The sequence below is a fragment of the Bradyrhizobium sp. ERR14 genome (genome assembly GCF_014198235.1).
Lineage (GTDB): Bacteria > Pseudomonadota > Alphaproteobacteria > Rhizobiales > Xanthobacteraceae > Bradyrhizobium.
In genome coordinates this window covers 168,229-190,728 of the sequence record NZ_JACIHD010000001.1, presented here as the reverse complement: position 1 = coordinate 190,728, position 22,500 = coordinate 168,229, and the positions used below count along the sequence as shown (strand labels likewise).

Sequence of the window (22,500 nt, the reverse complement as noted above, 5' to 3'; positions counted from 1 at the left end):
GGGCTGCGCCTGTCAATCAAAGGAAAAAATTAGCGCGAGAAGCTGCCGCTCGGCAGCGGCGCCGGGAAGCCGCCCTGCGTCTGCTGCTGCGAGGTCTGGGTCGGTTGCGCCTGCTGGACCGGCTGATCCGGCGGCGGCGCAGTGGTGCGCTTGCGGACGATCTTGTGCTTGGGCGGCGGAGCGGCCGTGGCCGGCGCCGCCTCCGGCTGAGCCTCGCCGTCGACTTCGCCAGCGGGCGCGTCCGTCGGCGCTGCCGCTGCGGCGGCCGGCTGCCTCGTGTGCTTCGCCTTGGCTCCCTTCGCCGGCTTGGCCTCGGGCGGCGGCTCGGCGGGCAAGGCCGCGACGGCAGGCGCGTTCGGATCGGGCTGCTGCTGCGCGCCCTTGTACAGGTCCTTCGGGACGCCCTGCTCGAGACCCGGCACGCCCTCCGGGAAGACCGGCTTGCGGTCGCCCGGCAGCTTCTTCTTGGTGTCGAGGAAGTCGAGCATGTCGCTTGGATCGAAGCTGGAGCAGCCGCCCAGGACGCCCGTAAAGGCGATCAGGACGGCGGTTGCGATCAAGCGTGGCGTGCGGCGCATATCGTGTCTCGTCTAGGTCAGGGAGCCGTCGTCAGCTCTTCTTGCTCAGCTCTTTTTGCTCAGCTCTTGGCGACGGGCGGCAGCAGGGCCTGGAGCGCCTCGGCGCGCGAGCGCAGGCCGGGCGGCGTTTCGCCGTCTTCACCAATCGCGTCGAGCCATTTGCGGGCTGCCGTCATGTCGTTGTTGCGCCAGGCCGACAGCGCCAGCATCTCGCGGGCGGTGTGGCGGAAGGTCGATTTGGGGGCGGCGGAAGGCTCCAGCCGCTGCTGCATGTCGGCATAGCTGGCGCTGTCGAGCACCAGGCCGGCGGCGCGGATCTTGGCCAGATCCTGCCACTCACCACCGACGCTGCGGTCGGCAGCGATGTCGTCATACATCTTGGCAGCAGCCTTGGCGTCACGGGGCGCCGCCTCGGCTGCGGCGCGCAGCCGCGCCAGGGTGCGATAACCCGAGGGCGCCTTGGCGGCGAGCTCGGTGAAGGCGGCCTCGGCTTCGGCATGCTTGTCCTGGTCGGACAGCTCCGCCGCCTTCTCGAAGGCGGCGCCGGCCTCGGCGGCCTTCTTGGCCTCCAGATATTGATAACCGCGCCAGCCGCCGACGCCGGCAACGACCAGCACCATCAGGGCGATGAAGTAGATCGAATATCTATCCCACAGCTTCTTGAGCTGTTCGCGACGTACTTCCTCGTCGACTTCGTCAAATAATTCAGACACTTATGCTAATCCCATGCCCGTCCGGGTACGCGCGCCGAAGCGTTCGCGTCAGGAATCCCGTCCCCCACGTGGCGGCGAGGTACCCTAACGATATGGCGGTGGCAAGGCAAAGCGAGCCCGATCAAGGCGTTAACCACCCGGGAGAGCCCGGATGGCCCTGCCCGGCTCAAAGGCCCAGGAGCTCCCGGAGCTGCCGCTTCAGCACCTTGCCGTTGGCGTTGCGCGGCAGCGGCTCAGGTGTGATCGCCAGGGTCTCGGGAACCTTGTAGTCGGACAGACGCTCCGCGCACCAGGCGCGCAGGGCCTCGCCGGCGACCGGCGCGCGCGTCACCACCACGGCGTGGACGCGCTCGCCCAGCACTGGGCACGCCTTGGCGATGATCGCGCTCTCGATCACGGCGGGATGGCCGGCCAGCACGGATTCCACCTCGGCCGAATAGATCTTCAGGCCGCCGCGATTGATCATGTCCTTCTGGCGGTCGAACACGCGGACGAACCCTTCCGCATCGACCGAGCCGAGATCGCCGGAGTGCCAGAACCCGCTGGTGAAGCTCTCGGCGGTGGCTTTGGGATTATTCCAATAGCCCTTGATGACGGAGGCGCTCTGGATCCAGAGCTCGCCGATCTCCCCGTGCGGCAGCTCGCGCCCGCTCGGATCCATCGCGACGATGCGCGCGCCGGGACAGGGCAGGCCGACGCTGTCGATATGGCTCTCGGTCAGCTCGCCCGGCATGATCGTCGAGGGCGACGTCGTCTCGGTCGCGCCGTAGCAGTTCATCAGCTTCAGGCCGGGAATTGTCGCCTTGAGCTTCTCGATGGTCGCGACCGGCATCGGCGCCCCGCCAAAGCCGCCGATGCGCCAGCTCGACAGATCGTAGCTGTCGAAATCCGGCTGCAGCAGGCAGAGATTGTACATCGCCGGCACCATCACCGTGTAGGTGACGCGCTCGCGCGCGGCGAGCTTGAGGTAATCGGCGGCCTTGAACTCGGGCATGATGATCAGCGCCCCGCCGCAGCGGATCATCGTCGTGATGTTGGCGACGACACCGGTGACATGACCGAGCGGCACCGCCGCGATCGAGCGATCCGTTTGCGTCAATTGCAGGCAGGACACGAACACCATCGAGGAATGGACGATGTTGCAATGGGCCAGCATCGCGCCCTTCGGCCTGCCTGTCGTGCCCGAGGTGTAGAGGATCATCGCGGTGTCCTCTTCGCTCACCTCGATCGGCGCCGCAGGCGCCGGCGGGTTGTCGGCGAGCGCAGCGAAACGTGAGCGAGCCGGATCGTCATCGACGGCGATGCGGTGGATCACATCGGGCACCTCCTCCGCATCGGGCAGCCGCTCTGCGAGGCCTGCTTCGTGGATCAGGATCTTGGCGCCGCAATCGGCGAGGACATAGGCGATCTCCGGCTTCTGCTGGCGCGTGCTGAGCAGCACCGTCACCAGCCCCTCATGCGCGGCGGCAAACAGCAGCAGCGGGAATTCGATGCGGTTACCGAGCAGGATCGCGACGCGGTCGCCCCGTTGCAGGCCAAGCTTGCGGAAGCCCGCGGCGATCCGCGCAGCCTGCTCCACGGCCTGCCGCCAGCTCAGCCGGACATTGCCTGCGATCAGTGCCTCGCCTTCGGCATTGCGATCGCGCGCCTCCGCGATCATCGCCCACACGCTCGCCGGCCGATCCGAAAATGCCGGCACCACCCGGTCGCCGAAGCGCGCCTCGAACCGCATCGGCGGGATCTGAGATTGCGACCAGTCCATCGAAGGGCCCTCGGTTTGTTGCTCTTATCAGCTTCCGCGCATGGACATCGGGGTTTCGTCTTGTGCTGACCGGCTAGACCCCGATCACGGGAACACCGATCACAACCGGATGGAACGCGAAGGCCAGCGCGAGATAGGCGACGACGCCGACGACGACCGCAATCAGATCATTGCTGACGCCGCCCACCGGGATCGGGGGGCCGCCGGCGTCGGTGCGATGCTTGAGCGAAATGCGGTCATACACCGCCCAGCCCAGGAACGAGCCGAACAGAATGATGGAGCCGAGATCGCCGTTGGCCAAAAGATGCGCCGCCGCCCACAGTTTGATGCCGGCCAGCATCGGATGCTTCAGCGTCGCGTAGATGCGGCCGCGCAGATAAGAGGCGACCACCAGGATGACCGCGGGCAGCATCAGCGCGAGCGTGATGTGCTTCATCGCCTTCGGCGGATACCAGACGTCGATCCAGCCGGAGCTGCGGTAATGCGCAAAGCCCCAGATGATCAACGCGAGACCCGCGAGCGAGACCACGGTATAGAGGATCTTGTAGGTCCCCTCGCCCAGCCTTGCGATTGCCTGCGCACGCGCCTCACGTTTGGTGGTGAAAACATGGGTGGCGAAGAACAGCACCAGCCCCAGGATCATGACCAGCAGACCCACGACATCCTCCCCGCAATGCAGCCCCCGCCACTGAGGTATCATCGATTGGCGGCTGCTCGCAACTCGTGCGCTACTGGCCGATCTGCCGATTGTCGACATATCGGATCGCGATCGGCCGCCCGGCCAGGGCACCGGCGAGTCCGCCAGTGAATTTCAGCGGCAGGCAGGCGTTCAGCGAGGCGTTGATCGCCTTCAGATAGGTCGCGCGGGTGTCGGCCGGAACGCCGGTGGTTGCGAATGTCAGGCGCGGCGGACCGATCAGGCCGCCCGCCTTGTTGAAACTGAAGCGCACCGACATCTGCATGCCCGCGCGCGCACCGTCTGATGGCGGCGACCAGCAGGTGCGTAGCTCGGCGAAGAGATCGCCGATCGTGTCGAGATCGTGATCCGGCTTCCGATACTTGGCGCGATCGGCTTCGGAGGGCACGCTCTCGATCGTCAGCTGAAGATTTTGCCCATAGGGATAGTCGATCTCGGGAATGCAGGGGCCGGGCTCGAGCGGGCTGCAATAGGACGGCGTGCAGGGCCGATAGTCGAGCACGCTGCACGGCTCGTGCGCAAACGGGATTGGATTGATCTGGCGTCGCTGCGCGTCGGCGGCGATCGTCGAGATCGTCAGCAGGAGAAAAACAAGGAAGCCGCGCCACATGGAGTGAGCTCGCAATGACACCAGAAAAGGTGGCATTGTCCATGAATGCGTCAAGTCCGCGCGCGTTCACATGCTCGCGCGCGAGCGGCAGGCCCACCCTAGCCCTTCTTCTTGACGTCCTTGACGTTGGTGAATTCGATGCCCTCGGCGCGTTCCTTGGTGTAGCCGAGATAGAATTCGTTCCGCGCCAGATACACGGGATCGCCGTCGACGTCGTCGGCTATGCTGGAGGTGTTGGCGGCGATGAAGGTGTCGAGCTTCTTGCGGTCCTCCGAGGAGACCCAGCGCGCGAGCTGGAATTCGCTGACCTCGAACTCGACCGGCAGTGAATATTCCGCCTCCAGCCGTGCCTTCAGCACGTCGAGCTGGAGCGCGCCGACGACACCCACCAGCGCCGGCGCTCCGTCGCGCGGGCGGAACACCTGCACCACGCCCTCTTCCGACATCTGCTGCAGCGCTTCCTTCAGCTTCTTGGCCTTCATCGCGTCGGTGAGACGGACGCGGCGGACGATTTCCGGCGCGAAACTCGGCACGCCGACGAAGTTGAAATCCTCGCCCTCGGTCAGCGTGTCGCCGATGCGCAGCGTGCCGTGATTGGGAATGCCGACGACGTCGCCGGCGAAGGCTTCATCCGCGACCGAACGGTCCTGGGCGAAGAAGAATTGCGGGCTCGACAGCGGCATGCTCTTGCCGGTGCGCACGAGCTTGGCCTTCATGCCGCGGCTCAGCTTGCCCGAGCAGAGACGCGCAAACGCGATGCGGTCGCGGTGGTTGGGATCCATGTTGGCCTGGATCTTGAACACGAAGGCGCTCATGCGCGGATCGGTGGCCTCGACCTTGCGCTGGTCGCTGTCCTGCGCGCGCGGCTCGGGCGCGAACTTACCGAGGCCTTCCAGCAGGTCGCCGACGCCGAAATTGCGCAGCGCGCTGCCGAAATAGACCGGCGTCAGGTGGCCCTCGCGAAACGCGTCGAGCTCGAACGGTTTTGACGCTTCGGTGACGAGTTCGAGCTCGTCCTTGACCGCGGAGACATCGAGATTGGCATTGAGCTTGGCGAGCTCGGCGATCTCGATCTGCTGCGCCGCGCCGGTCTTGGCACCGCCGCCTTCGAGCAGGCGCACGCCGCCATTGGCGACGTCGTAAGTGCCGAGGAAGTCGCGGCCGCGGCCGACCGGCCAGGTCATCGGCGTGGTGTCGAGCGCCAGCGTCTTCTCGATCTCGTCGAGCAGCTCGAACACGTCGCGGCTCTCGCGGTCCATCTTGTTGATGAAGGTGATGATCGGGATATCCCGAAGACGACACACCTCGAACAGCTTTCGGGTGCGCGCCTCGATGCCCTTGGCGGCGTCGATCACCATCACGGCGGAATCGACCGCGGTCAGCGTGCGATAGGTGTCTTCCGAAAAGTCCTCGTGGCCCGGCGTGTCCAGCAGGTTGAAGACAAGGCCCTCGAACTCGAAGGTCATCACCGAGGTCACGACCGAGATGCCGCGCTCGCGCTCGATCTTCATCCAGTCCGAGCGCGTGTTGCGCCGCTCGCCCTTGGCCTTGACCTGGCCGGCCAGGTTGATGGCGCCGCCGAACAGCAGCAGCTTTTCGGTCAGCGTGGTCTTGCCGGCGTCGGGATGGGAGATGATCGCAAACGTGCGCCGCCGCGCCACTTCAGCGGCAAGCGGGGAACGGGCCGGCGATTCGGCTGTGGTGGTGGCGATGTCGGACATGGCGGGAGCGTGTGGCAGGGAAAACGGGCCTGATCAAGCCTCATTTGGTGATTGCGGAGCCTTCCGGCCAGCCCCATATCGGCCTTGGCCATACTGGCCTTGGGGGAGGACGGCCTCCCCGCCCATCAGCCGCGGGGACGACCCTGCCTTGAAGGGAGGGTCGTCATGGCCTGGAGCATCCTGTTCGTCGCGGGTCTTCTCGAGATCACCTGGGCGATCGGCCTGAAATACACCGAGGGTTTTAGCAGACTTGTTCCGTCCGTCGTCACGCTCGCGGCCATGGCTGGCAGCGTCATCCTGCTCGGCCTCGCCCTCAAATCGCTGCCCGTCGGAACCGCCTATGCGGTGTGGACCGGCATCGGCGCGGTCGGCACCGCGACCCTCGGCATTGTCCTGTTCGGGGAGCCGGCCACCGCCCTTCGTCTTGCCAGCATCGCCCTGATCGTTGCCGGGATCGTCGGGCTGAAGCTGGTTACTTGACGAAGATCTTGACCGCCCACCAGGTCAGCGCCGCCACGATGGCCGAGGCCGGGATCGTGATTACCCAGGCGTAGACGATCGAGCTGGCAACGTTCCAGCGCACCGCCGAGACGCGGCGGGCGGCGCCGACGCCGACGATGGCGCCGGTGATGGTGTGCGTGGTGGAGACCGGAACCCCGAGATAGGTCGCCATGAACAAAGTCGCGGCCCCGCCGGTCTCGGCGCAAAAGCCCTGCATGGGAGTCAATTTGGTGATGCGCAGGCCCATGGTGCGGACGATGCGCCAGCCGCCCATCAGCGTGCCCAGCGCCATCGCCGCCTGGCAGGACAGCACCACCCAGAACGGCACCGAGAAGTCGCTGCCGAGATGGCCCTGCGAATAGAGCAACACCGCGATGATGCCCATGGTCTTCTGCGCGTCGTTGCCGCCATGGCCGAGCGAATAGAGCGAGGCGGAGGCGAATTGCAGGATGCGGAAGGCGCGATCGACCGCGAATGGCGTCGAGCGCACCGAGGCCCAGGACACGATCGCCACCAGCATCATCGCCAGCAGGAAGCCGATCAGCGGCGACAGCACGATCGCCAGCACCGTCTTGCTCAATCCGCTCCACACCGCAGCCGAGATCCCGGCTTTGGCCATGCCGCCGCCGACGAGCCCGCCGATCAGCGCATGCGACGACGAGGACGGGATGCCGAGCGCCCAGGTCACGAGGTTCCAGACGATGGCGCCGACCAGGGCCGCGAAGATCACCTGGGCGTCGACGATCGAGGGATCGATGATGCCAGTGCCGATGGTCTGGGCGACGTGCAGGCCGAACACCATGAAGGCGACGAAATTGAAGAACGCGGCCCAGAACACCGCGAATTGCGGCCGCAGCACGCGGGTCGAGACGATGGTCGCGATCGAATTGGCGGCGTCGTGCAGGCCGTTCAGGAAATCGAACAGCAGCGCGACGGCGATCAAGCCGACCAGGACGGGAAGACCCAACGCGGCATCCACAGCGGCCTGCCCTAAACTTGCTCGATGACGATGCTGTTGATCTCGTTCGCGACGTCGTCGAAGCGATCCGCCACCTTCTCGAGGTGGTCGTAGATCTCGACGCCGACGATGAAGTCCATCGCATTGCCGTCGCGATGCTTGAGGAACAGCTCCTTCAGACCGATGTCGTGGAGATCGTCGACGCGGCCCTCGAGCTTGCCGAGCTCCTCCGTGATCGCGGTCAGCATGGCGACGTTCGGGCCGATTGATTGCATGAGCGGCAGCGCGCGGCCGACCAGATTGGCGCATTCGATCAATAGCCCGCCGATCTCGCGCATGGGCGGCTCGAAGGTGCGGACCTCGAACAGCATCACCGCCTTGGCGGTCTGCTGCATCTGGTCGATGGCGTCGTCCATCGACGTGATCAGGTTCTTGATGTCGCCGCGGTCGAACGGGGTGATGAAGGTGCGGCGCACCGCCGTCAGCACCTCGCGGGTGATGTTGTCGGCATCATTCTCGAACTGGTTGACGCGCTGGCAATAGACCGGCGTCTCCTCGCCCCCGTTCAGCATGCCCTGGAGCGCGATGGAGCCCTGGATCACCGTCTGGGCATGCCGGTCGAACAGGTCAAAGAACCGTTCTTCCTTGGGCAGGAAAGCACGAAACCATCGCATCATGGGGGTAGGCTACCGGTTGGAAATGGCCCGGCCCTGTCAGGCCGTCATGAAACTGTCATAGACCATTTTCGATCCGCGCGCGTGTCATCTCACGCCCGCGGAGCCGGATCATCCACCGCTTTCAAGCGGCCGGCAAACCGATTTAAAATCAACCAGTTAGAGCGATCTCCGGAAGTAATGCGCGATTTCGCCGATGACGCCGCGGCGGAAGGTGAGCACGCAGACCACGAAGATCGAGCCCTGGATCACCGTCACCCATTGGCCGAAGCCGGCGAGATATTGCTGCATGGCGATGATCGCGAAGGCACCGACCACGGGGCCGAAGATGGTTCCGAGGCCGCCAACCAGCGTCATCAGCACGACCTCGCCCGACATCGACCAATGGACGTCGGTGAGCGAGGCGTTCTGCGCCACAAAGACCTTCAGCGCACCGGCAAAACCGGCCAGCGTTCCCGACAGCACGAAGGCCAGGAACTTGTACTGGTCGGTGCGGTAGCCCAGCGAAATCGCGCGCTGCTCGTTCTCCCGGATCGACTTCAGCACCTCGCCGAACGGCGAGTTGATGATGCGGTAGATCAACAGGAAGCCGGCAAGAAACCCGACCAGCACGACGTAATAGAGCACCGTCGGCTTGGAGAGATCGAAGACGCCGAACATGCGTCCCTGCGGGATGCCCTGGATGCCGTCCTCACCGTGGGTGAACGGGGCCTGGAGGTAGATGAAGTACAGGAGTTGTGACAGAGCCAGGGTGATCATCGAGAAATAGATGCCCTGGCGGCGGATCGAGATGTAGCCGGTGATGATCGAGAGCACGAAAGCCGCGGCGATGCCGACGAGGATGCCGAGCTCAGGCGGCAACGCCCACACTTTCAGCGCATGCGCGCAGCAATAGCCGGCGGTCCCCAGGAACATGGCGTGGCCGAACGACAGCAGGCCGCCATAGCCGACCAGCAGATTGAAGGCGCAGGCGAGCAGCGCAAAGCACAGCGCCTGCATCACGAAGAACGGGTAGACGCCCGTGAATGGTACCGACGCCAGCAGCAGCGCCATCACTACGAAAGCGATCATCTCGTCGCGCATCGCGCGAGGGGTCACCGGCAGCGTGTCGTCCGTCAGGGTTGTCATATCAGGCCGCCCTTCCCGTCAATCCCGTTGGCTTCACCAAGAGCACCAGCACCATCAGCACGAACACGACGGTGTTGGAGGCCTCGGGATAGAAATACTTGGTCAGACCCTCGATCACGCCGAGCGCGAATCCGGTGATGATGGAGCCCATGATCGAACCCATGCCGCCGATCACGACCACCGCGAACACCACGATAATCAGGTCGGCGCCCATCAGCGGTCGCACCTGGTTGATCGGCGCCGACAGCACGCCCGCGAGCGCGGCAAGGCCGACGCCGAGGCCATAGGTCAGCGTGATCATGCGCGGCACGTTGATGCCGAAGGCGCGCACCAGCGTCGGATTTTCGGTGGCGGCGCGCAGGTAAGCGCCGAGCTGGGTCTTCTCGATCAGGAACCATGTCGCCAGACATACGACCAGCGAGAACACGACCACCCAGCCGCGATAGATCGGCAAGAACATGAAGCCCAGATTCATGCCGCCCTTGAGCTGGTCCGGAATGGCGTAAGGCAGACCGGAGGAGCCGAAATAGTTCTGGAACACGCCCTGCACGATCAGCGCGATGCCGAAGGTCAGGAGCAGGCCGTAGAGATGGTCGAGCCCGGTCAGCCATTGCAGCATGGTCCTTTCCAGGATCATGCCGAAGATGCCGACGATCACGGGTGCGATCAGCAGTGCCCACCAGTAGTTGATGCCACCGAGGCTCAACAGGAAATAGGCAACGAAGGCGCCCATCATGTAGAGCGCGCCATGGGCGAAATTGATGATGTTGAGCATGCCGAAAATCACGGCAAGCCCGAGACTGAGCAGCGCGTAGAACGAGCCGTTGATCAATCCCACCAGTAGCTGAGCGTATAGAGCCTGCATCGATCCCGCACCCGGTCCCTTCTCGTCGTTCCCCAAGAGCAAGCCGGCGCCGTTGCGCCGGCTCGCATCGTCACACTTACTTCTTCACGAGCGGACAGACGCTCTCGGACAGCGGCCGGAACGCCTGATCCGCGGCCGTCGTGCCGATCAGCTTGTAATAGTCCCAGGGCCCTTTGGATTCCTCGGGCTTCTTGACCTCGAACAGATAGGCGGGATGCAGCTTGCGACCGTCCCCGCGGATCGTCCCCTTGCCGAACAGCGGATCGTCCGTCGGCATCTCCTTCATCTTGGCGACCACCTTGGCCCCGTCATGCGGATTGCCGCCCATCGCCTCCAGCGCCTTGAAATAGTGCAGCAGACCCGAGTAGACGCCGGCCTGCACCATCGAGGGCATCGCCTTGTTCTTCATGCGCTCGGAGAAGCGCTTGGAGAACGCGCGCGTACCGTCGTTCATGTCCCAATAGAAGGTCTCGGTGAAGTTCAGGCCCTGCGCCACCTTCAGACCGAGCGAGTGCACGTCGGTGATGAAGAGCAGCAGGCCCGCAAGCTTCTGGCCGCCCGAGACGATGCCGAACTCCGCCGCCTGCTTGATGGTGTTGGTGGTGTCGCCGCCGGCATTCGCCATGCCGATGATCTTGGCTTTGGAGGCCTGCGCCTGAAGCAGGAACGACGAGAAGTCGGCAGTATTCAGGGGATGCTTGACATTGCCGATCACCTTGCCGCCCGACTTCACCACGACCGCGGCGGTGTCGCGCTCGAGGGCATGGCCAAAGGCGTAGTCCGCGGTGAGAAAATACCATGTGTCGCCGCCCGCCTTCACCAGCGCCTGCCCGGTACTGTTGGCCAGCATATAGGTATCATAGACCCAGTGGATCGTGTTCGGTGAGCATTGCGCGTTGGTGAGATCCGACGTCGCCGCGCCCGTGTCGATCAGGATCGAATTCTTCTCCTTGACGACATTGTTGACCGCCAGCGCGACGCCGGAGTTCAGGACATCCATGAAGATGTCGACCTTCTCGACGTCGATCCATTGCCGAGCAATCGTGGAGCCGATGTCGGGCTTGTTCTGATGGTCGGCGGAGATCAGGTCGAGCTTCCAGCCCTTGGCAGCGAGCCCGGAATCCTCGATCGCCATCTGTGCGGCGACGGTCGAGCCAGAGCCACCGAGATCGGCATAGAGTCCCGAATTGTCGGTCAGCACGCCGATCTTGATGTTCTTGTCCTGCGCAACTGCGCCACCTGCCGCGCCGAGCGCCAGGGCCGTCCCGAGCAACATTGCCGAAATGCTGTGCTTCATAATCCGCCTCCCAATATTCCTTTGATAGTTACTCTTGCACGTCCGGTCTGCTCGGCTACACACCGAGATAGGTGTGGAGCTTGTCCATGTTGGCGGCAAGATCCGCATTGGAAAATCCGTCAATGATCTTGCCGTGCTCGACCACGTAGTAACGGTCGGCGACGGTGGATGCGAAGCGGAAATTCTGCTCGACCAGGAGGATGGTGAAACCCTCCTTCTTGAGCCGCGCAATGGTGTGGCCGATCTGCTGGATGATGACCGGCGCAAGGCCCTCGGTCGGCTCGTCCAGCATCAGGAAGCTCGCACCGGTGCGCAGGATGCGCGCGATCGCGAGCATCTGCTGCTCGCCACCGGACAGCTTGGTGCCCTGGCTGTTGAGCCGCTCCTTCAGGTTCGGAAACAGCTCGAAGATCTGATCGAGCGGCAGCCCGCCTTCGCGGACCACCGGCGGCAGCATCAAATTCTCCCGTACGTCGAGACTGGAGAATATGCCCCGCTCTTCCGGGCAGAATGCGATGCCCATGCGCGCGATCTTGTCGGAGGTCGCGCGGATGATCTCCTGGTTGTTGAACTTCACCGAGCCGGTACGCTTGCCGATGATGCCCATGATCGACTTCAGCGTGGTCGTCTTGCCGGCGCCGTTACGCCCGAGCAGGGTGACGACCTCGCCCGCGTTCACGTCGAAGTTGATCCCGTGCAGAATGTGAGACTCGCCGTACCAGGCTTCCAGGTTGCGGATTTGAAGGATGTTTCCGCCGGTCGCAGCCTTGGCCGGAGCCTCGGCGATCGCAGTGTCAGGCATGACCGGCTCCCAGATAGGCTTCCTTGACGCGCTCGTCCTTGGTGAGCTCCGAGTAATGGCCCTGCGCGAGCACCTGGCCGCGCGTCAGCACGGTGATGATGTCGGACAGGTTGGCCACGACGCTTAAATTATGCTCCACCATCAGGATGGTGTATTTCGCCGAGATGCGCTTGATCAGCGCCGCGATCTTGTCGATGTCCTCGTGGCCCATGCCGGCCATCGGCTCGTCCAGCAGCATCATCTCCGGGTCGAGCGCGAGCGTGGTTGCGATCTCCAGTGCACGCTTGCGCCCGTAGGGCATCTCGACCGCGGGCGTGTTGGCAAACTCGTTCAGGCCGACATCGTTCAACAATTCGCGCGCGCGATCGTTGAAGCGGTTGAGCACCGACTTGGAGCGCCAGAAATCGAACGAAGAGCCGTGCTGGCGCTGAAGCGCGACACGGACGTTTTCCAGCGCCGTAAGATGCGGAAACACCGCCGAAATCTGGAACGAGCGAACCAGCCCCATGCGGGCCACGTCGGCCGGCGCCATCGCGGTGATGTCCTGCCCCTTGTAGAGGATCTTTCCGGCGGACGGTTTCAGGAACTTGGTCAGAAGATTGAAGCAGGTCGTCTTGCCGGCGCCGTTCGGGCCGATCAACGCATGAATGCTCCCACGGCGAACCTTGAGCGCAACGTCGCGGACGGCGAAGAAGCCCGCGAACTCCTTGGTCAAGCCTTCCGTTTCGAGAATAAACTCATCGGCCAAACAGATTTCCCCCTGCCCGCGCGAGCCGCGTGGCTATCCTTGTTGCTTCGGCTTTCCGGGGGCCTTGGAGCCTATCCTTGGAGCCCATCCGGAACGCCGCCTCCGGGCGCGGAATATGCCGGAGGTGACGGGGGTTAGGCAAGGCGGAAAGCTGAGCAGATCAGGTCTCCGGCTGGGATACAAATGCTCCCTTAGTCGGAGATGTTTTGATGTCGTGCCTGCCCGGCCTCCCGGTTCGCAAGGCACCGGTCATCAAGCCGTCGTTAACGGTCTTTCGTCCGGCACGCCAGCCTTCATAGAAAATTTTCCCGCACACGGCATCATGTGCGGGTTTTGACGTTCCGGGATTATCGTTTTGGATTTCGCCAGCGCCGCTCCGTCCGTCGTCAAGTCGATCAGGCAGCGTGATCTCCTGAACACGTGGCTGCGACTTTACGCGAGCCAGCAGATCGCGCCGGCGGTTTGGGAATATCAGCCTGCGCGGCTCGAGGAAGAGCTGTCCGATCTCATCTATTATACGGTGGACGCTTCGACGCCGGCGCCACGCCTCACCATCCAAAGCGAAGGCACGCGCATCTCCCGTGCTTATGGGCATACCGGCAAGGGTGTTCTGCTCGACGATTATCTCGGGCCGCGGCTCGCCCCCTTCGTGATGCCAGTTTACTATGAATGCGTGGCACGCGGGCTTCCCGTCTACAGCGTTGCCAATGTCGACGACATCTACGGACGCATCGTCGCGTATGAACGGCTGCTGCTGCCTTTCCAGACCGGCGGCCAAGTCTGCCACGTCATCGCCTCGGTCAAGACCTTCTGCGAGGACGGCGGCTTTGAGATCAAGAATCTGATGCGCGGAAATGACGCGCTGCCGCGCCCGAAACTGCGCGCCGTGATCGATCGCGATCTCTTCCATCGCGCGCCTGGCCGCATCGCGACGGCCGACGTGGTCGAATTCGCGGACCAGCCGGCTCCCGGCGTCACCAACGAGATCATCGAGCTGAACTAATCTCTAACGCGTCTTGGCGCCGACTTCCTTGGCATAGATGTCCGGCTTGAAGCCGACCAGCAGCTTGCCGCCGATTTCCAGCACCGGCCGCTTGATCATCGATGGTTGCGCTAGCATCAGCGCCAGCGCCTTCTTCTCGGTGACGCCTTCCTTGTCGGAATCGGGCAGTTTCTTGAATGTCGTGCCGGCGCGATTGAGCAGCGTCTCCCAGCCGACCTTGTCGCTCCACTGCTTGAGCTTGTCCTTCTCGACGCCCGCCGCCTTGTAGTCGTGGAATTCATACGCGACGCCATGGGTATCGAGCCAGGCGCGCGCCTTCTTCATGGTGTCGCAGTTCTTGATGCCGTAGATGGTGTTGGGCAAGATGTTCCTCGCGCATGGCGTATCGTGATGTTCGCAGCGTTGTACGAAACTCCGCTTCGCGCGACAATATTGCGAACGAAGCCAACTCTCCGAACGGACACTTTATGCACGTCACTCACGATCCCGCAGCCACCGCCACGCCGACCATCGACTTCAACAGCTTCCTCGCGGTCGATATCCGTGTCGGGACCATCGTCGAGGCAAAACCGTTTCCGGAAGCGCGCAAGCCGGCCTTTCGACTGTGGATCGACTTCGGCCCGGTGATCGGCGTGCGGAAGAGCTCGGCCCAGATCACCGAAAACCATCCGCTCGAGACTTTGGTGGGACAACAGGTCGCGGCCGTCGTCAATTTCCCGCCGCGCCAGATCGGACCCGTCATCTCGGAGGTGCTGACGCTCGGCTTCCCCGATGCCGACGGCAAGGTCGTGCTGGTGCAGCCGAGCAGGCCAGTGCCGAACGGCGGACGGCTGTTCTAGCCGGGCGCGATCGAGTGCAGCGTCGCCTCTGTCGACGCATTCGCAACGGACATCATCTCCTCCTTCCCGGCCCGAGACCGGCCAGACTTGACCAAAATCCTCTTCTACAATAAAAATGACTGACTGATCGTTTTTTATCGCGATCGGTTGGTTCTCGGCCCAATATGGATCGAGGATAAAACGATCGACCTGTCAGTTATTTAAGGACGGCGAGATGCCCAAGATCAGCGACAAGCAGCGCGAAAGCCGGCGGCAGCAAATTCTCGAAGCTGCCCTCGCCTGCTTCTCCGAAGACGGTTTTCACCAGACCGGCATGGCCGACATCGTGAAACGGTCCGGACTGAGCCACGGCGCGGTCTATCTCTACTTCCAGAGCAAGGACGATCTGATCGAGGCGCTCGCCGACGACCGGCATCGCCACGAAGCCGTGCTCAATTCGGTCGCGCAAGGATCCGGCGATCCGATCGAAGGGCTTCACGCGCTGATCCGCGTTTACGCGCAATGGCTGACCGACCCCGCCGGCGAAGCGCGCCGCCGTGTCGGCATTCACGGCTGGGCCGAAGCCCTGCGCAACCGCCGCGTCCGCGCCAGCGTCGTCGAGGGCATCGACATGCCGCGCGCCTTGATCGTGGCGCTGATCGAGCGCGGCCAGCATGACGGCCTGATCAGACGCGACCTCGGTGCGGAAGCGATCGCACGCGTGCTGATCGCGATCTTCCAGGGTTTTGTGCTGCAAAAATGCTGGGGCGACGCATTCGACGTCGAGGCCTGCATGGCGGCCGTGGCCGGGGTGATCGACGGCTTTCGCACGACCAGGCCCGACATCAAGCGGCGAACCAGGACGTAAGCGATGTCAGGGATCCACGACCTGCTTGCTGGCGCCGGCGTCGGCCTGATCAGCGGCCTGGCATCGGGCTTCACGGGGACGAGCCCGGGGGGCGGGCTCGTGATCTTCAGCGTGCTGCTGCTCGGCGCGGAACAACACGTCGCACAAGGGACGTCACTGATCACACAGGTCCCGCCGACGGGCCTTGCCGGCGCGCGCCGCTATTGGCAGAGCGGCAATCGCAGCCCCTTGCCGTGGATTATCTGGATCGGCATCGGATTTCTCGTCGGCGGCGCTGGTGGCGGCTACGCCGCGGCGGCGGTTTCCGACCAGGTCTTGCAATGGACTTATGTCGTCTATCTCCTCGCGCTGATCGTCCTGCTGATCCTGCGTCGCGATCGCAAGGACGGCGGCCGTGAGCCCGGCGACCAGGACCAACTGCCCCGGTTACCGCTGCTGCTCATCGGCCTGCTTGCCGGATTTTCCTCCGGCTTCATGGGCATCGGCGGCGGCCTTGCAATCACCGTCGGCCTTGCTGCAGGCCTGCGCGTGCCGCAGCATCAGGCGCAGCTTGTCAGCCTCGTCTTCTCGATCCTCCCGACCAACCTTCCAGCGGCCTGGATCTACTGGAGCAAGGGCCTGCTGGTCGGATGGCCGGCCATCACAGGCATTCTGGCCGGCCTCTGGATCGGCACCGATCTCGGCGCACGCCTGGCCAATGGCGTCAGCAAATCGGTGCTGCGCCGGGTCATGATCGCCTTCGTCTCCCTGATGGCGCTCTACATGACCCACAAGGCGCTAACCTGATCTTACGGCCGCGGCGGAATGTTCAGCCCGCGCTGCACCGCCGGACGCGCGAGGCCGCGTTCGAGCCAGGTACCGACCGATTTGAACTGGGTGAATTCGACGAGATCGCCGGCACCGTAGAAGCCGATGAGATTGCGCACCCAGCCGAGCATCGAGATGTCGGCGATGGTGTAGTCGTCATCCATGAACCATTGCCGCCCCGAAAGATGCGTCTCCATCACGCCGAGCAGGCGCTTGGCCTCGGCGACGTAGCGCTCACGGGGCCGCTTGTCCTCAAAATCCTTGCCGGCGAATTTATGGAAGAAGCCGACCTGGCCGAACATCGGTCCGATGCCGCCCATCTGGAAGTGCACCCACTGGATGGTCTGGTAGCGGCGCGCGGCATCCTCGGGCAGCAGCTTGCCTGTCTTCTCGGCGAGGTATTGCAGGATCGCCCCGGACTCGAACAGCGGCAGCGGCCTGCCGCCCGGACCATTGGGATCGAGGATCGCCGGGATCTTGCCGTTCGGATTGAGCGAGAGGAATTCAGCCGTCTTCTGATCGTCCTTGCCGAAATCGACGAGATGGACCTCGTAGGGAAGTCCGATCTCCTCCAGCATGATCGAGACCTTGACGCCGTTCGGCGTCGGCAGCGAATAGAGCTGAAGCAGTTCGGGATGCTTGGCCGGCCAGCGTTTGGTGATGGGAAAGGCGGACAGATCAGACATCGGCACTCCGGCTGCGTTGGTGAGATGCCGCCTAATCTAGGCGAGCAAGCGAACGGCGCAAGGCCAGCCGATTATCTGGAAGATCAGGGGAAGGCGTGGATTAGCAATTGACGCCCTTGAAGGGACTAGAGCGGCAGCGTCGCGATCTTGACGACCGGCGTCATGGTTTCATGCTGCAGTCGATACTGGATGAACCATTGACCCGTGATCAGCAGCGCAGCCGTGAAGGCAATCGCGAGGGTCGCGGTCGCCCATTGGCAGACATCGTGCATGGTATTTGTCCCTCAACTCCTGTGGCTTAAACGCCCGCTGACATGCCGTGTTCCAACTCGGCAGGAAAATTTTGCCGGTTTTTCCCGTTTTCTCAGACGAGACGTTGCGTTGTTTCGAGGGACCATCGAGCAACTTGCGCGTTGTGACGGGATGAACATTGAGAAGCGCGCCCTGCTCGATCACGCTCAGCGCTGTCGCCGCGTCGCGGACGATCTCGCCCATCGCGAAGCCGCACGAAGGCTGCGAGCAATGGCCGATGTGTACGAAGCGCGAGCAGCAAGGCTGGGCGATGAGGGTGGCTCCTTGAAGCCGAGCCGTTGTGATCGTGGTCACCTTGCCGGTACAAGCGATCGGCAGAGTTGATCTGGTCAGTAGTTGATCTCCATCCGCAGTCCGCGCGGATCGATCTCTTCGCCCCCGACACGCTGCGTGCTGTCACGCGCCGCCACCGCGCAGGCACAGGCGTCGATGAGATCGTCGCGACCGATGCCGGTACCGTGGCGAAGCGTCAGCCATCTTTCGACCTTGGTAAAACCCCGAGCTCTCAGCAGCGCGACGCGCTGCTCGCGGCCTTGCGCCGACGTCTTCGGTTCAAGCCGCACTCGCCCTGCGAGATTCCAGAACACCAATTCCGGATGCGCTTCGCCGATCGTCGACTGCCGTGCCGGAGTCATGATCTCATCGACGTCCCTGATCTTCTCCCTGATATTCCAGAGCTGCGCCGACACGCCCCTGCCCTTGCCTTCATGCGTCCAGTAGTGACGATTGGCCGCCGCCATATCGGGAAATGTCCAGAGATCGCGGCGCGCACCGAGAAACACGGCGGGGCCAATCAGCTCGCGCGCATGCAGGTCGCACAGGCGATAGCCGGCCGGATTCAATCCGATCGGCATGTCGATCATCGCGCGCGCATGCGGCAACGCGAGCAAGCGTATCAGGCCCGGCGAATAATCGAAGCCATGATTGTCGCGCTCGTCGATCCAGGCCGCGACCCAGCCGAAACGAAATCCGTCGAGGCCGAGATAGTTTGGCACGTCATCCGTCCGTCATTTTCATTTTTCCACGCGCGCGTCGCTTGACATCCGCAAGTTGCGGGCGTATGTCCCGCGCCCTCGCAGAACACTTCCGTTTGCGACAAGCACACCATGAACCGAGCGATGTCACACCGCTACGAAAGAATTGTCCGCATGCCGAATAGCTCAAAGCTATTCGACGTCGCATGCCCGGCTCATGGGAGCGATCTTGCCTGACCGCAAGATCGACAGTCCGCTTCTCACGGACCCTCCCGAGCCTGCCGCTCCGGAGGGTTTTTTATTGCTCGCCGCGCGGCCCAACCGAACATCCCGGCAATCGCCGGAACGAGAGACCCGGATCTCGGGGCTCGCGCTAGAGAGGCGCGTGCCCAAGCGCGCGGGGCCTGCCGGAGGGAACGAGGCGATGAGCCGGACACCGATGGCAGAGCGAACCCTGATGGTTCGCAACATGCGGCGCGTCGACAGCGCCGCGATAGAATTTTTGTAGTTCGGTTTGCCGCTGTCGTCGCGGCTCAACCGACGCTGGTGGTGAAGATCTCGGATACTTCTCCACACGGCAAAGCGGGTATGCCTCCCGCCTTTGACACACGCACCGGGATGCGGCCTCGGAAAAGGTTCGCACGCGGCCCGGCGCAGGATCCGTTCGCAAGAAGGGTCCTGTGTTGTCGTCACTGAAAGCCGAGATCGCCCGTTCCCCAGCGTACCCATCAACGGCCGACGCGAGAGCGTCGGCCTGGCGGTGGTGAAGATGTCTGTTACTTCGGACCGCGCAGGTTCGACTCCTGCAAGAGCAAGGGGCGGATCGCCCGCAAGGGCAGCAACAGCATCGCTCGTTCCCCGCCAAACCATCACGGTCCGTGGTGAAGATTTCTGTTACTTCGCCTATCACGCGAGAGGTCGCGGGTTCGAATCCCGCCCGGTGTACGATGCACCGGTAGCTCAGTGGCCAGAGCGCTTTCCGGCGGGCTTTCGCTCGCCGGGTCACAGAATCGCCTGTTCCCGGATCGTGTCCCTTCGTCGCCACCGCCGGTGGTGAAGAGCGCTGTTACTTCGCGGTCGGAGGTTCGAGCCCTCCCGGACATCAGTCCGTAGCTCAGTTGGTAGAGCACGTTCAGCCTCGCTTGTTCCCCGGCACCCGCTTCCATTCCATCACCAACCCAAGAGGAGGCCGTCATGGTCAGGCTCAACAAGATCGTTCGCGCCTTCACGCGTCAGGGCGCCCGTGCCGTGCGCTTCACGCCCGAGATGGAGCTGAAGCGCGCGCTGATCAACTGCCTCCTGTGGGAGGACCAGTTCTACGAGGACGGCGTCGCGATCGCCGATCGCATCAGGGCCCTGGTGCCGAAGGTTGCTCCGGCGCGCGTGGCACAGCTTGCGATCGAGGCGCGCGAGGTGATGAAGCTGCGGCACGCGCCGCTGCTCGTCATCCGCGAGATGGCGCGGAGCGAGAAGCACCGCGCCCTCGTGGCCGACACACTTCACCGGGTGATCCAGCGTCCCGACGAGATGACGGAGCTGCTTGCGATCTACTGGGCGGATGCGCTCGGCCCGCAGCAGCAGCGCAAGCGTCAGCCGGTCTCGGCGCAGGTCAAGAAGGGCCTTGCCCGCGCGCTGACCAAGTTCGACGCGTACCAGCTCGCCAAGTGGGACCGCGACGGCGCGGTGCGGATCAGGGACGTGCTGTTCCTGGTGCACGCCAAGCCGAAGGACGCCGACCAGGCCAAGGTGTGGAAGCAGCTCGTCGATGGCGAGCTCGCCTCCCCCGACACCTGGGAGGTTTCGCTCTCGGCCGGCAAGAACAAGCGCGAGACCTTCGAGCGGTTGATCGCCGAGCGCAAGCTCGGCGGGCTGGCGCTCATGCGCAATCTGCGGCTGATGCAGAACGCGCAGGTCCCGCGCGAGACCATCGCAGGCGCGATCGACGCGATGCGGACGGATCGTATCCTTCCCTATCGCTTCATCACGGCGGCGCGCTATGCGCCGGACTTCGAGCCCGAGCTCGAGGCTGCGATGCTCAAGTCGGTCAAGGATCATGTGCGGCTCCCGGGCCGCTCCCGGCTCCTGATCGACGTGTCGGGCTCGATGTTCGCGACGCTCTCCGCGCAGTCGGAAATGACGCGCGCGGAGGCGGCGTGTGGCCTGGCCATCCTCGCCCGCGAGATCTGCGACGAGGTCGAGATCTTCACCTTCTCCGACAGGGTGGTGAAGGTCCCTCCCCGCCGCGGCTTCGCGCTTCGAGATGCGATCATCAACTCGCAGCCGCATAGCGGAACCTGGCTCGGCAAGGCGGTGGCGGAGATCGACCGCAAGGGCGATCGCCTCATCGTCTTCACCGACGAGCAGAGCCACGACCAGGTGCCCGAGCCCAGGGCGCGCGGCACCATCGTGAACGTGGCCTCGTATCAGCACGGTGTCGGCCACGGCGCCTGGACCCGCGTCAACGGCTTCTCTGAGGCCGTGGTCGCGTGGATCGCGGCGTCGGAAACGGCGTTGAACTGATGCGCAACGACAACGGCCCCGGACGCAGGGTACTGCGCCCGGGGTTTTCAAAATCTCTGAAATGATCCGTCCGCCCGGCTATGGTGCGTGCGGAATGCAAAGCAGGACACACGACCATGCGACGATCCGATCCCTACATGGAACGCGCCCGCGAGCTCTGCCTCGCCGCCGGCATCGATCCCGACTCGCGCGTCGGCGAAGGACGCGGCCAGCCGGCCTGGTGCCTGTACAAGGACGCCGCGCGCAAGGAGCATCTTGCCCGCGAGGCCAATGCGACCGCGAACTCGATCGCCGAGGTCCGGATGCAGGACGCCCGCTTCCAGAATGCGCCGCTGAAGGTTTTCGGCCCGCACGAGGACGCGACGATCGCGCAGATGCGCAACTGCATGGCGGTCGGCAACGTCGTATCCGGCGTGATCTGCGCCGACGGCCATCTCGGTTACGCCCAGCCGGTCGGCGGTGTCATCGCCTATGAGAAGCAGATCAGCATCTCCGGCGTCGGCTTCGACATCGGCTGCGGCAACATGGCCGCCCGGCTCGACACGCGCTTCGACGACATTGCAGGCCTCGTCCCCACGATCATCCGCGACGTCGCCAAGGTGATCTCGTTCGGGGTCGGCCGCGCCAATGCCGAGCGGGCCGAGCACGACCTGTTCGACGACGCAGATGCCTGGCACGAAAGCGACATGGAGGCCTACCGTCAGAAGGCGGTGAGCCAGCTCGGCACGGTCGGATCGGGCAACCACTATGTCGACCTCATGCGCGACGAGGAAGGCTTTGTCTGGATCGGCGTCCACTTCGGAAGCCGCGGTCTCGGACACACCTCCGCGACGCGCTACCTCAAGGCCGCCGGGGGCAAGGACGGTATGAACGTCCCGCCCGCGGTCGTCGACGAGGATTCCGAGCTCGGCCGCCGCTACATCGCGGCGATGCAGCTCGCCGGGCGTTATGCCTATGCGGGCCGCGAGTGGGTCATCGAGCGCGTCCGCCAGATCATCGGCGGCAGCGTGACCGAGAGCGTGCACAACCACCACAACTATGCCTGGCGTGAGACCCACGACGGCAAGGATCTGTGGGTGGTGCGCAAGGGCGCGACGCCGGCGTTTCCCGGCCAGAAGGGATTCGTCGGCGGCTCGATGGGCGACGACGCCGTCATTCTCGAAGGCGTCGACAGTCCCGAAGCCAAGGCCTCTCTCTACTCGACCGTGCACGGCGCCGGCCGCCTGTTCGGACGACGGGAGGCGAAGCGGCGCTTCTCGCGCGCGGAGATGGACCATTGGCTCAACGAGCGCGGCGTCACCTTGATCGGTGCCGACCTCGACGAGAGCCCGATGGCCTATCGTCGCCTGCCGGACGTGCTGGCGCAGCACGCCGGCACCGTGAAGGTGCTGCACACACTGCGGCCGTTCGCCGTCGCCATGGCCGGCGAAGGCGAGTTCGATCCTTGGAAGGACTGAC

24 protein-coding genes are annotated in these 22,500 nt (G+C 64.0%); 7 read left to right on the top strand and 17 right to left on the bottom strand.

From position 1 onward, the window contains the following. Positions 1-29: 29 nt before the first annotated feature. The 6 genes from GGD62_RS00925 to GGD62_RS00900 form a co-directional block, all read right to left on the bottom strand. Entirely contained in the window at positions 30-578 is a 549-nt protein-coding gene (locus GGD62_RS00925) for a hypothetical protein (RefSeq protein WP_183706835.1), read from the bottom strand. 59 nt (positions 579-637) lie between these two features. After that, positions 638-1,291 carry a tetratricopeptide repeat protein gene (locus tag GGD62_RS00920; RefSeq protein ID WP_092252778.1) on the bottom strand — a complete coding sequence of 218 codons (654 nt, stop codon included), beginning with the start codon at positions 1,289-1,291 and terminating at the stop codon, positions 638-640. A 166-nt stretch (positions 1,292-1,457) separates the two neighbouring features. Beyond that, on the bottom strand, positions 1,458-3,053 hold the full coding sequence (locus tag GGD62_RS00915) for a class I adenylate-forming enzyme family protein (RefSeq protein ID WP_183706834.1): 1,596 nt from the start codon (positions 3,051-3,053) through the stop codon (positions 1,458-1,460). 73 nt (positions 3,054-3,126) lie between these two features. Beyond that, entirely contained in the window at positions 3,127-3,711 is a 585-nt protein-coding gene (locus GGD62_RS00910; RefSeq protein WP_092252774.1) for an NnrU family protein, read from the bottom strand. A 70-nt stretch (positions 3,712-3,781) separates the two neighbouring features. Continuing rightward, the gene (locus GGD62_RS00905; RefSeq protein WP_177236929.1) at positions 3,782-4,360 is read right to left on the bottom strand and encodes a hypothetical protein; all 579 of its coding nucleotides are present in this window, start codon (positions 4,358-4,360) and stop codon (positions 3,782-3,784) included. 98 nt (positions 4,361-4,458) lie between these two features. Next, a complete protein-coding gene (locus GGD62_RS00900; protein WP_018317611.1) occupies positions 4,459-6,081 on the bottom strand; it encodes a peptide chain release factor 3 in 1,623 nt (540 codons plus the stop codon). A gap of 165 nt (positions 6,082-6,246) precedes the next feature. Between GGD62_RS00900 and sugE the strand changes: the two genes are divergently transcribed. Further along, the gene (sugE, locus tag GGD62_RS00895) at positions 6,247-6,561 is read left to right on the top strand and encodes a quaternary ammonium compound efflux SMR transporter SugE (RefSeq protein ID WP_018317612.1); all 315 of its coding nucleotides are present in this window, start codon (positions 6,247-6,249) and stop codon (positions 6,559-6,561) included. Here the strand turns inward: sugE and GGD62_RS00890 are convergent. The 7 genes from GGD62_RS00890 to GGD62_RS00860 form a co-directional block, all read right to left on the bottom strand. Beyond that, positions 6,554-7,561, bottom strand: coding sequence for an inorganic phosphate transporter (locus tag GGD62_RS00890; protein WP_092252770.1), 1,008 nt, complete (start codon positions 7,559-7,561; stop codon positions 6,554-6,556). The genes sugE and GGD62_RS00890 overlap by 8 nt on opposite strands. 11 nt (positions 7,562-7,572) lie before the next feature. Then, positions 7,573-8,217, bottom strand: coding sequence for a DUF47 domain-containing protein (locus tag GGD62_RS00885; protein WP_018317614.1), 645 nt, complete (start codon positions 8,215-8,217; stop codon positions 7,573-7,575). A 156-nt stretch (positions 8,218-8,373) separates the two neighbouring features. Continuing rightward, the gene (locus GGD62_RS00880; protein WP_092252768.1) at positions 8,374-9,342 is read right to left on the bottom strand and encodes a branched-chain amino acid ABC transporter permease; all 969 of its coding nucleotides are present in this window, start codon (positions 9,340-9,342) and stop codon (positions 8,374-8,376) included. 1 nt (position 9,343) lies between these two features. Then, entirely contained in the window at positions 9,344-10,207 is an 864-nt protein-coding gene (locus GGD62_RS00875) for a branched-chain amino acid ABC transporter permease (protein WP_018317616.1), read from the bottom strand. 76 nt (positions 10,208-10,283) lie between these two features. Then, positions 10,284-11,504, bottom strand: a complete 1,221-nt coding sequence (locus tag GGD62_RS00870) for an ABC transporter substrate-binding protein (RefSeq protein ID WP_179730720.1) — start codon at positions 11,502-11,504, stop codon at positions 10,284-10,286. Positions 11,505-11,559: 55 nt separating this feature from the next. Then, on the bottom strand, positions 11,560-12,306 hold the full coding sequence (locus tag GGD62_RS00865) for an ABC transporter ATP-binding protein (RefSeq protein WP_018317618.1): 747 nt from the start codon (positions 12,304-12,306) through the stop codon (positions 11,560-11,562). Continuing rightward, positions 12,299-13,054 (bottom strand): ABC transporter ATP-binding protein, encoded by a 756-nt coding sequence (locus tag GGD62_RS00860; RefSeq protein WP_018317619.1) that lies wholly within the window; start codon positions 13,052-13,054, stop codon positions 12,299-12,301. The genes GGD62_RS00865 and GGD62_RS00860 overlap by 8 nt, the downstream gene beginning before the upstream one ends. A 355-nt stretch (positions 13,055-13,409) precedes the next feature. Between GGD62_RS00860 and GGD62_RS00855 the strand changes: the two genes are divergently transcribed. Next, positions 13,410-14,057: a hypothetical protein gene (locus GGD62_RS00855; RefSeq protein ID WP_183706833.1), complete on the top strand. Its 648-nt coding sequence runs from the start codon at positions 13,410-13,412 to the stop codon at positions 14,055-14,057. A gap of 3 nt (positions 14,058-14,060) precedes the next feature. Here GGD62_RS00855 and GGD62_RS00850 read toward each other — a convergent pair whose 3' ends face one another. Continuing rightward, on the bottom strand, positions 14,061-14,420 hold the full coding sequence (locus GGD62_RS00850; protein ID WP_183237185.1) for an ArsC family reductase: 360 nt from the start codon (positions 14,418-14,420) through the stop codon (positions 14,061-14,063). A gap of 104 nt (positions 14,421-14,524) precedes the next feature. Here GGD62_RS00850 and GGD62_RS00845 point away from each other — a divergent pair, with 104 nt between their 5' ends. The 3 genes from GGD62_RS00845 to GGD62_RS00835 all read left to right on the top strand — a co-directional run bounded on the left by GGD62_RS00845 (position 14,525) and on the right by GGD62_RS00835 (position 16,529). Beyond that, positions 14,525-14,896: a tRNA-binding protein gene (locus tag GGD62_RS00845; protein WP_183237186.1), complete on the top strand. Its 372-nt coding sequence runs from the start codon at positions 14,525-14,527 to the stop codon at positions 14,894-14,896. 214 nt (positions 14,897-15,110) lie between these two features. Beyond that, entirely contained in the window at positions 15,111-15,743 is a 633-nt protein-coding gene (locus GGD62_RS00840) for a TetR/AcrR family transcriptional regulator (protein WP_183706832.1), read from the top strand. A 3-nt stretch (positions 15,744-15,746) separates the two neighbouring features. Then, on the top strand, positions 15,747-16,529 hold the full coding sequence (locus GGD62_RS00835) for a sulfite exporter TauE/SafE family protein (protein ID WP_183237187.1): 783 nt from the start codon (positions 15,747-15,749) through the stop codon (positions 16,527-16,529). A 2-nt stretch (positions 16,530-16,531) separates the two neighbouring features. On the opposite strand, the gene GGD62_RS00830 is transcribed toward GGD62_RS00835, so the two are convergent. The 3 genes from GGD62_RS00830 to GGD62_RS00820 form a co-directional block, all read right to left on the bottom strand. Then, positions 16,532-17,236, bottom strand: a complete 705-nt coding sequence (locus GGD62_RS00830) for a glutathione S-transferase family protein (protein ID WP_183237188.1) — start codon at positions 17,234-17,236, stop codon at positions 16,532-16,534. A 125-nt stretch (positions 17,237-17,361) separates the two neighbouring features. Continuing rightward, on the bottom strand, positions 17,362-17,508 hold the full coding sequence (locus tag GGD62_RS00825) for a hypothetical protein (RefSeq protein ID WP_018317626.1): 147 nt from the start codon (positions 17,506-17,508) through the stop codon (positions 17,362-17,364). A 369-nt stretch (positions 17,509-17,877) separates the two neighbouring features. Next, positions 17,878-18,543, bottom strand: coding sequence for a DUF429 domain-containing protein (locus tag GGD62_RS00820; RefSeq protein ID WP_183237189.1), 666 nt, complete (start codon positions 18,541-18,543; stop codon positions 17,878-17,880). 1,173 nt (positions 18,544-19,716) lie between these two features. On the opposite strand from GGD62_RS00820, the gene GGD62_RS00815 reads away from it, so the two are divergent. Both GGD62_RS00815 and GGD62_RS00810 read left to right on the top strand, forming a co-directional pair. Next, positions 19,717-21,042, top strand: a complete 1,326-nt coding sequence (locus GGD62_RS00815) for a TROVE domain-containing protein (protein WP_183706831.1) — start codon at positions 19,717-19,719, stop codon at positions 21,040-21,042. A gap of 116 nt (positions 21,043-21,158) precedes the next feature. Continuing rightward, positions 21,159-22,499 (top strand): RtcB family protein, encoded by a 1,341-nt coding sequence (locus tag GGD62_RS00810; RefSeq protein WP_183706830.1) that lies wholly within the window; start codon positions 21,159-21,161, stop codon positions 22,497-22,499. Position 22,500: the final 1 nt, after the last annotated feature.

Bases quoted from the DNA above. Each gene is read 5' to 3' on its own strand.
- GGD62_RS00815 (WP_183706831.1), top strand. From the start codon at position 19,717: ATGGTCAGGCTCAACAAGATCGTTCGCGCCTTCACGCGTCAGGGCGCC.
- GGD62_RS00900 (WP_018317611.1), bottom strand. From the start codon at position 6,081: ATGTCCGACATCGCCACCACCACAGCCGAATCGCCGGCCCGTTCCCCG.
- GGD62_RS00825 (WP_018317626.1), bottom strand. From the start codon at position 17,508: ATGCACGATGTCTGCCAATGGGCGACCGCGACCCTCGCGATTGCCTTC.
- GGD62_RS00810 (WP_183706830.1), top strand. From the start codon at position 21,159: ATGCGACGATCCGATCCCTACATGGAACGCGCCCGCGAGCTCTGCCTC.
- GGD62_RS00845 (WP_183237186.1), top strand. From the start codon at position 14,525: ATGCACGTCACTCACGATCCCGCAGCCACCGCCACGCCGACCATCGAC.
- sugE (WP_018317612.1), top strand. From the start codon at position 6,247: ATGGCCTGGAGCATCCTGTTCGTCGCGGGTCTTCTCGAGATCACCTGG.
- GGD62_RS00870 (WP_179730720.1), bottom strand. From the start codon at position 11,504: ATGAAGCACAGCATTTCGGCAATGTTGCTCGGGACGGCCCTGGCGCTC.
- GGD62_RS00830 (WP_183237188.1), bottom strand. From the start codon at position 17,236: ATGTCTGATCTGTCCGCCTTTCCCATCACCAAACGCTGGCCGGCCAAG.
- GGD62_RS00835 (WP_183237187.1), top strand. From the start codon at position 15,747: ATGTCAGGGATCCACGACCTGCTTGCTGGCGCCGGCGTCGGCCTGATC.
- GGD62_RS00925 (WP_183706835.1), bottom strand. From the start codon at position 578: ATGCGCCGCACGCCACGCTTGATCGCAACCGCCGTCCTGATCGCCTTT.
- GGD62_RS00885 (WP_018317614.1), bottom strand. From the start codon at position 8,217: ATGATGCGATGGTTTCGTGCTTTCCTGCCCAAGGAAGAACGGTTCTTT.
- GGD62_RS00875 (WP_018317616.1), bottom strand. From the start codon at position 10,207: ATGCAGGCTCTATACGCTCAGCTACTGGTGGGATTGATCAACGGCTCG.
- GGD62_RS00905 (WP_177236929.1), bottom strand. From the start codon at position 4,360: ATGTGGCGCGGCTTCCTTGTTTTTCTCCTGCTGACGATCTCGACGATC.
- GGD62_RS00915 (WP_183706834.1), bottom strand. From the start codon at position 3,053: ATGGACTGGTCGCAATCTCAGATCCCGCCGATGCGGTTCGAGGCGCGC.
- GGD62_RS00865 (WP_018317618.1), bottom strand. From the start codon at position 12,306: ATGCCTGACACTGCGATCGCCGAGGCTCCGGCCAAGGCTGCGACCGGC.
- GGD62_RS00880 (WP_092252768.1), bottom strand. From the start codon at position 9,342: ATGACAACCCTGACGGACGACACGCTGCCGGTGACCCCTCGCGCGATG.
- GGD62_RS00840 (WP_183706832.1), top strand. From the start codon at position 15,111: ATGCCCAAGATCAGCGACAAGCAGCGCGAAAGCCGGCGGCAGCAAATT.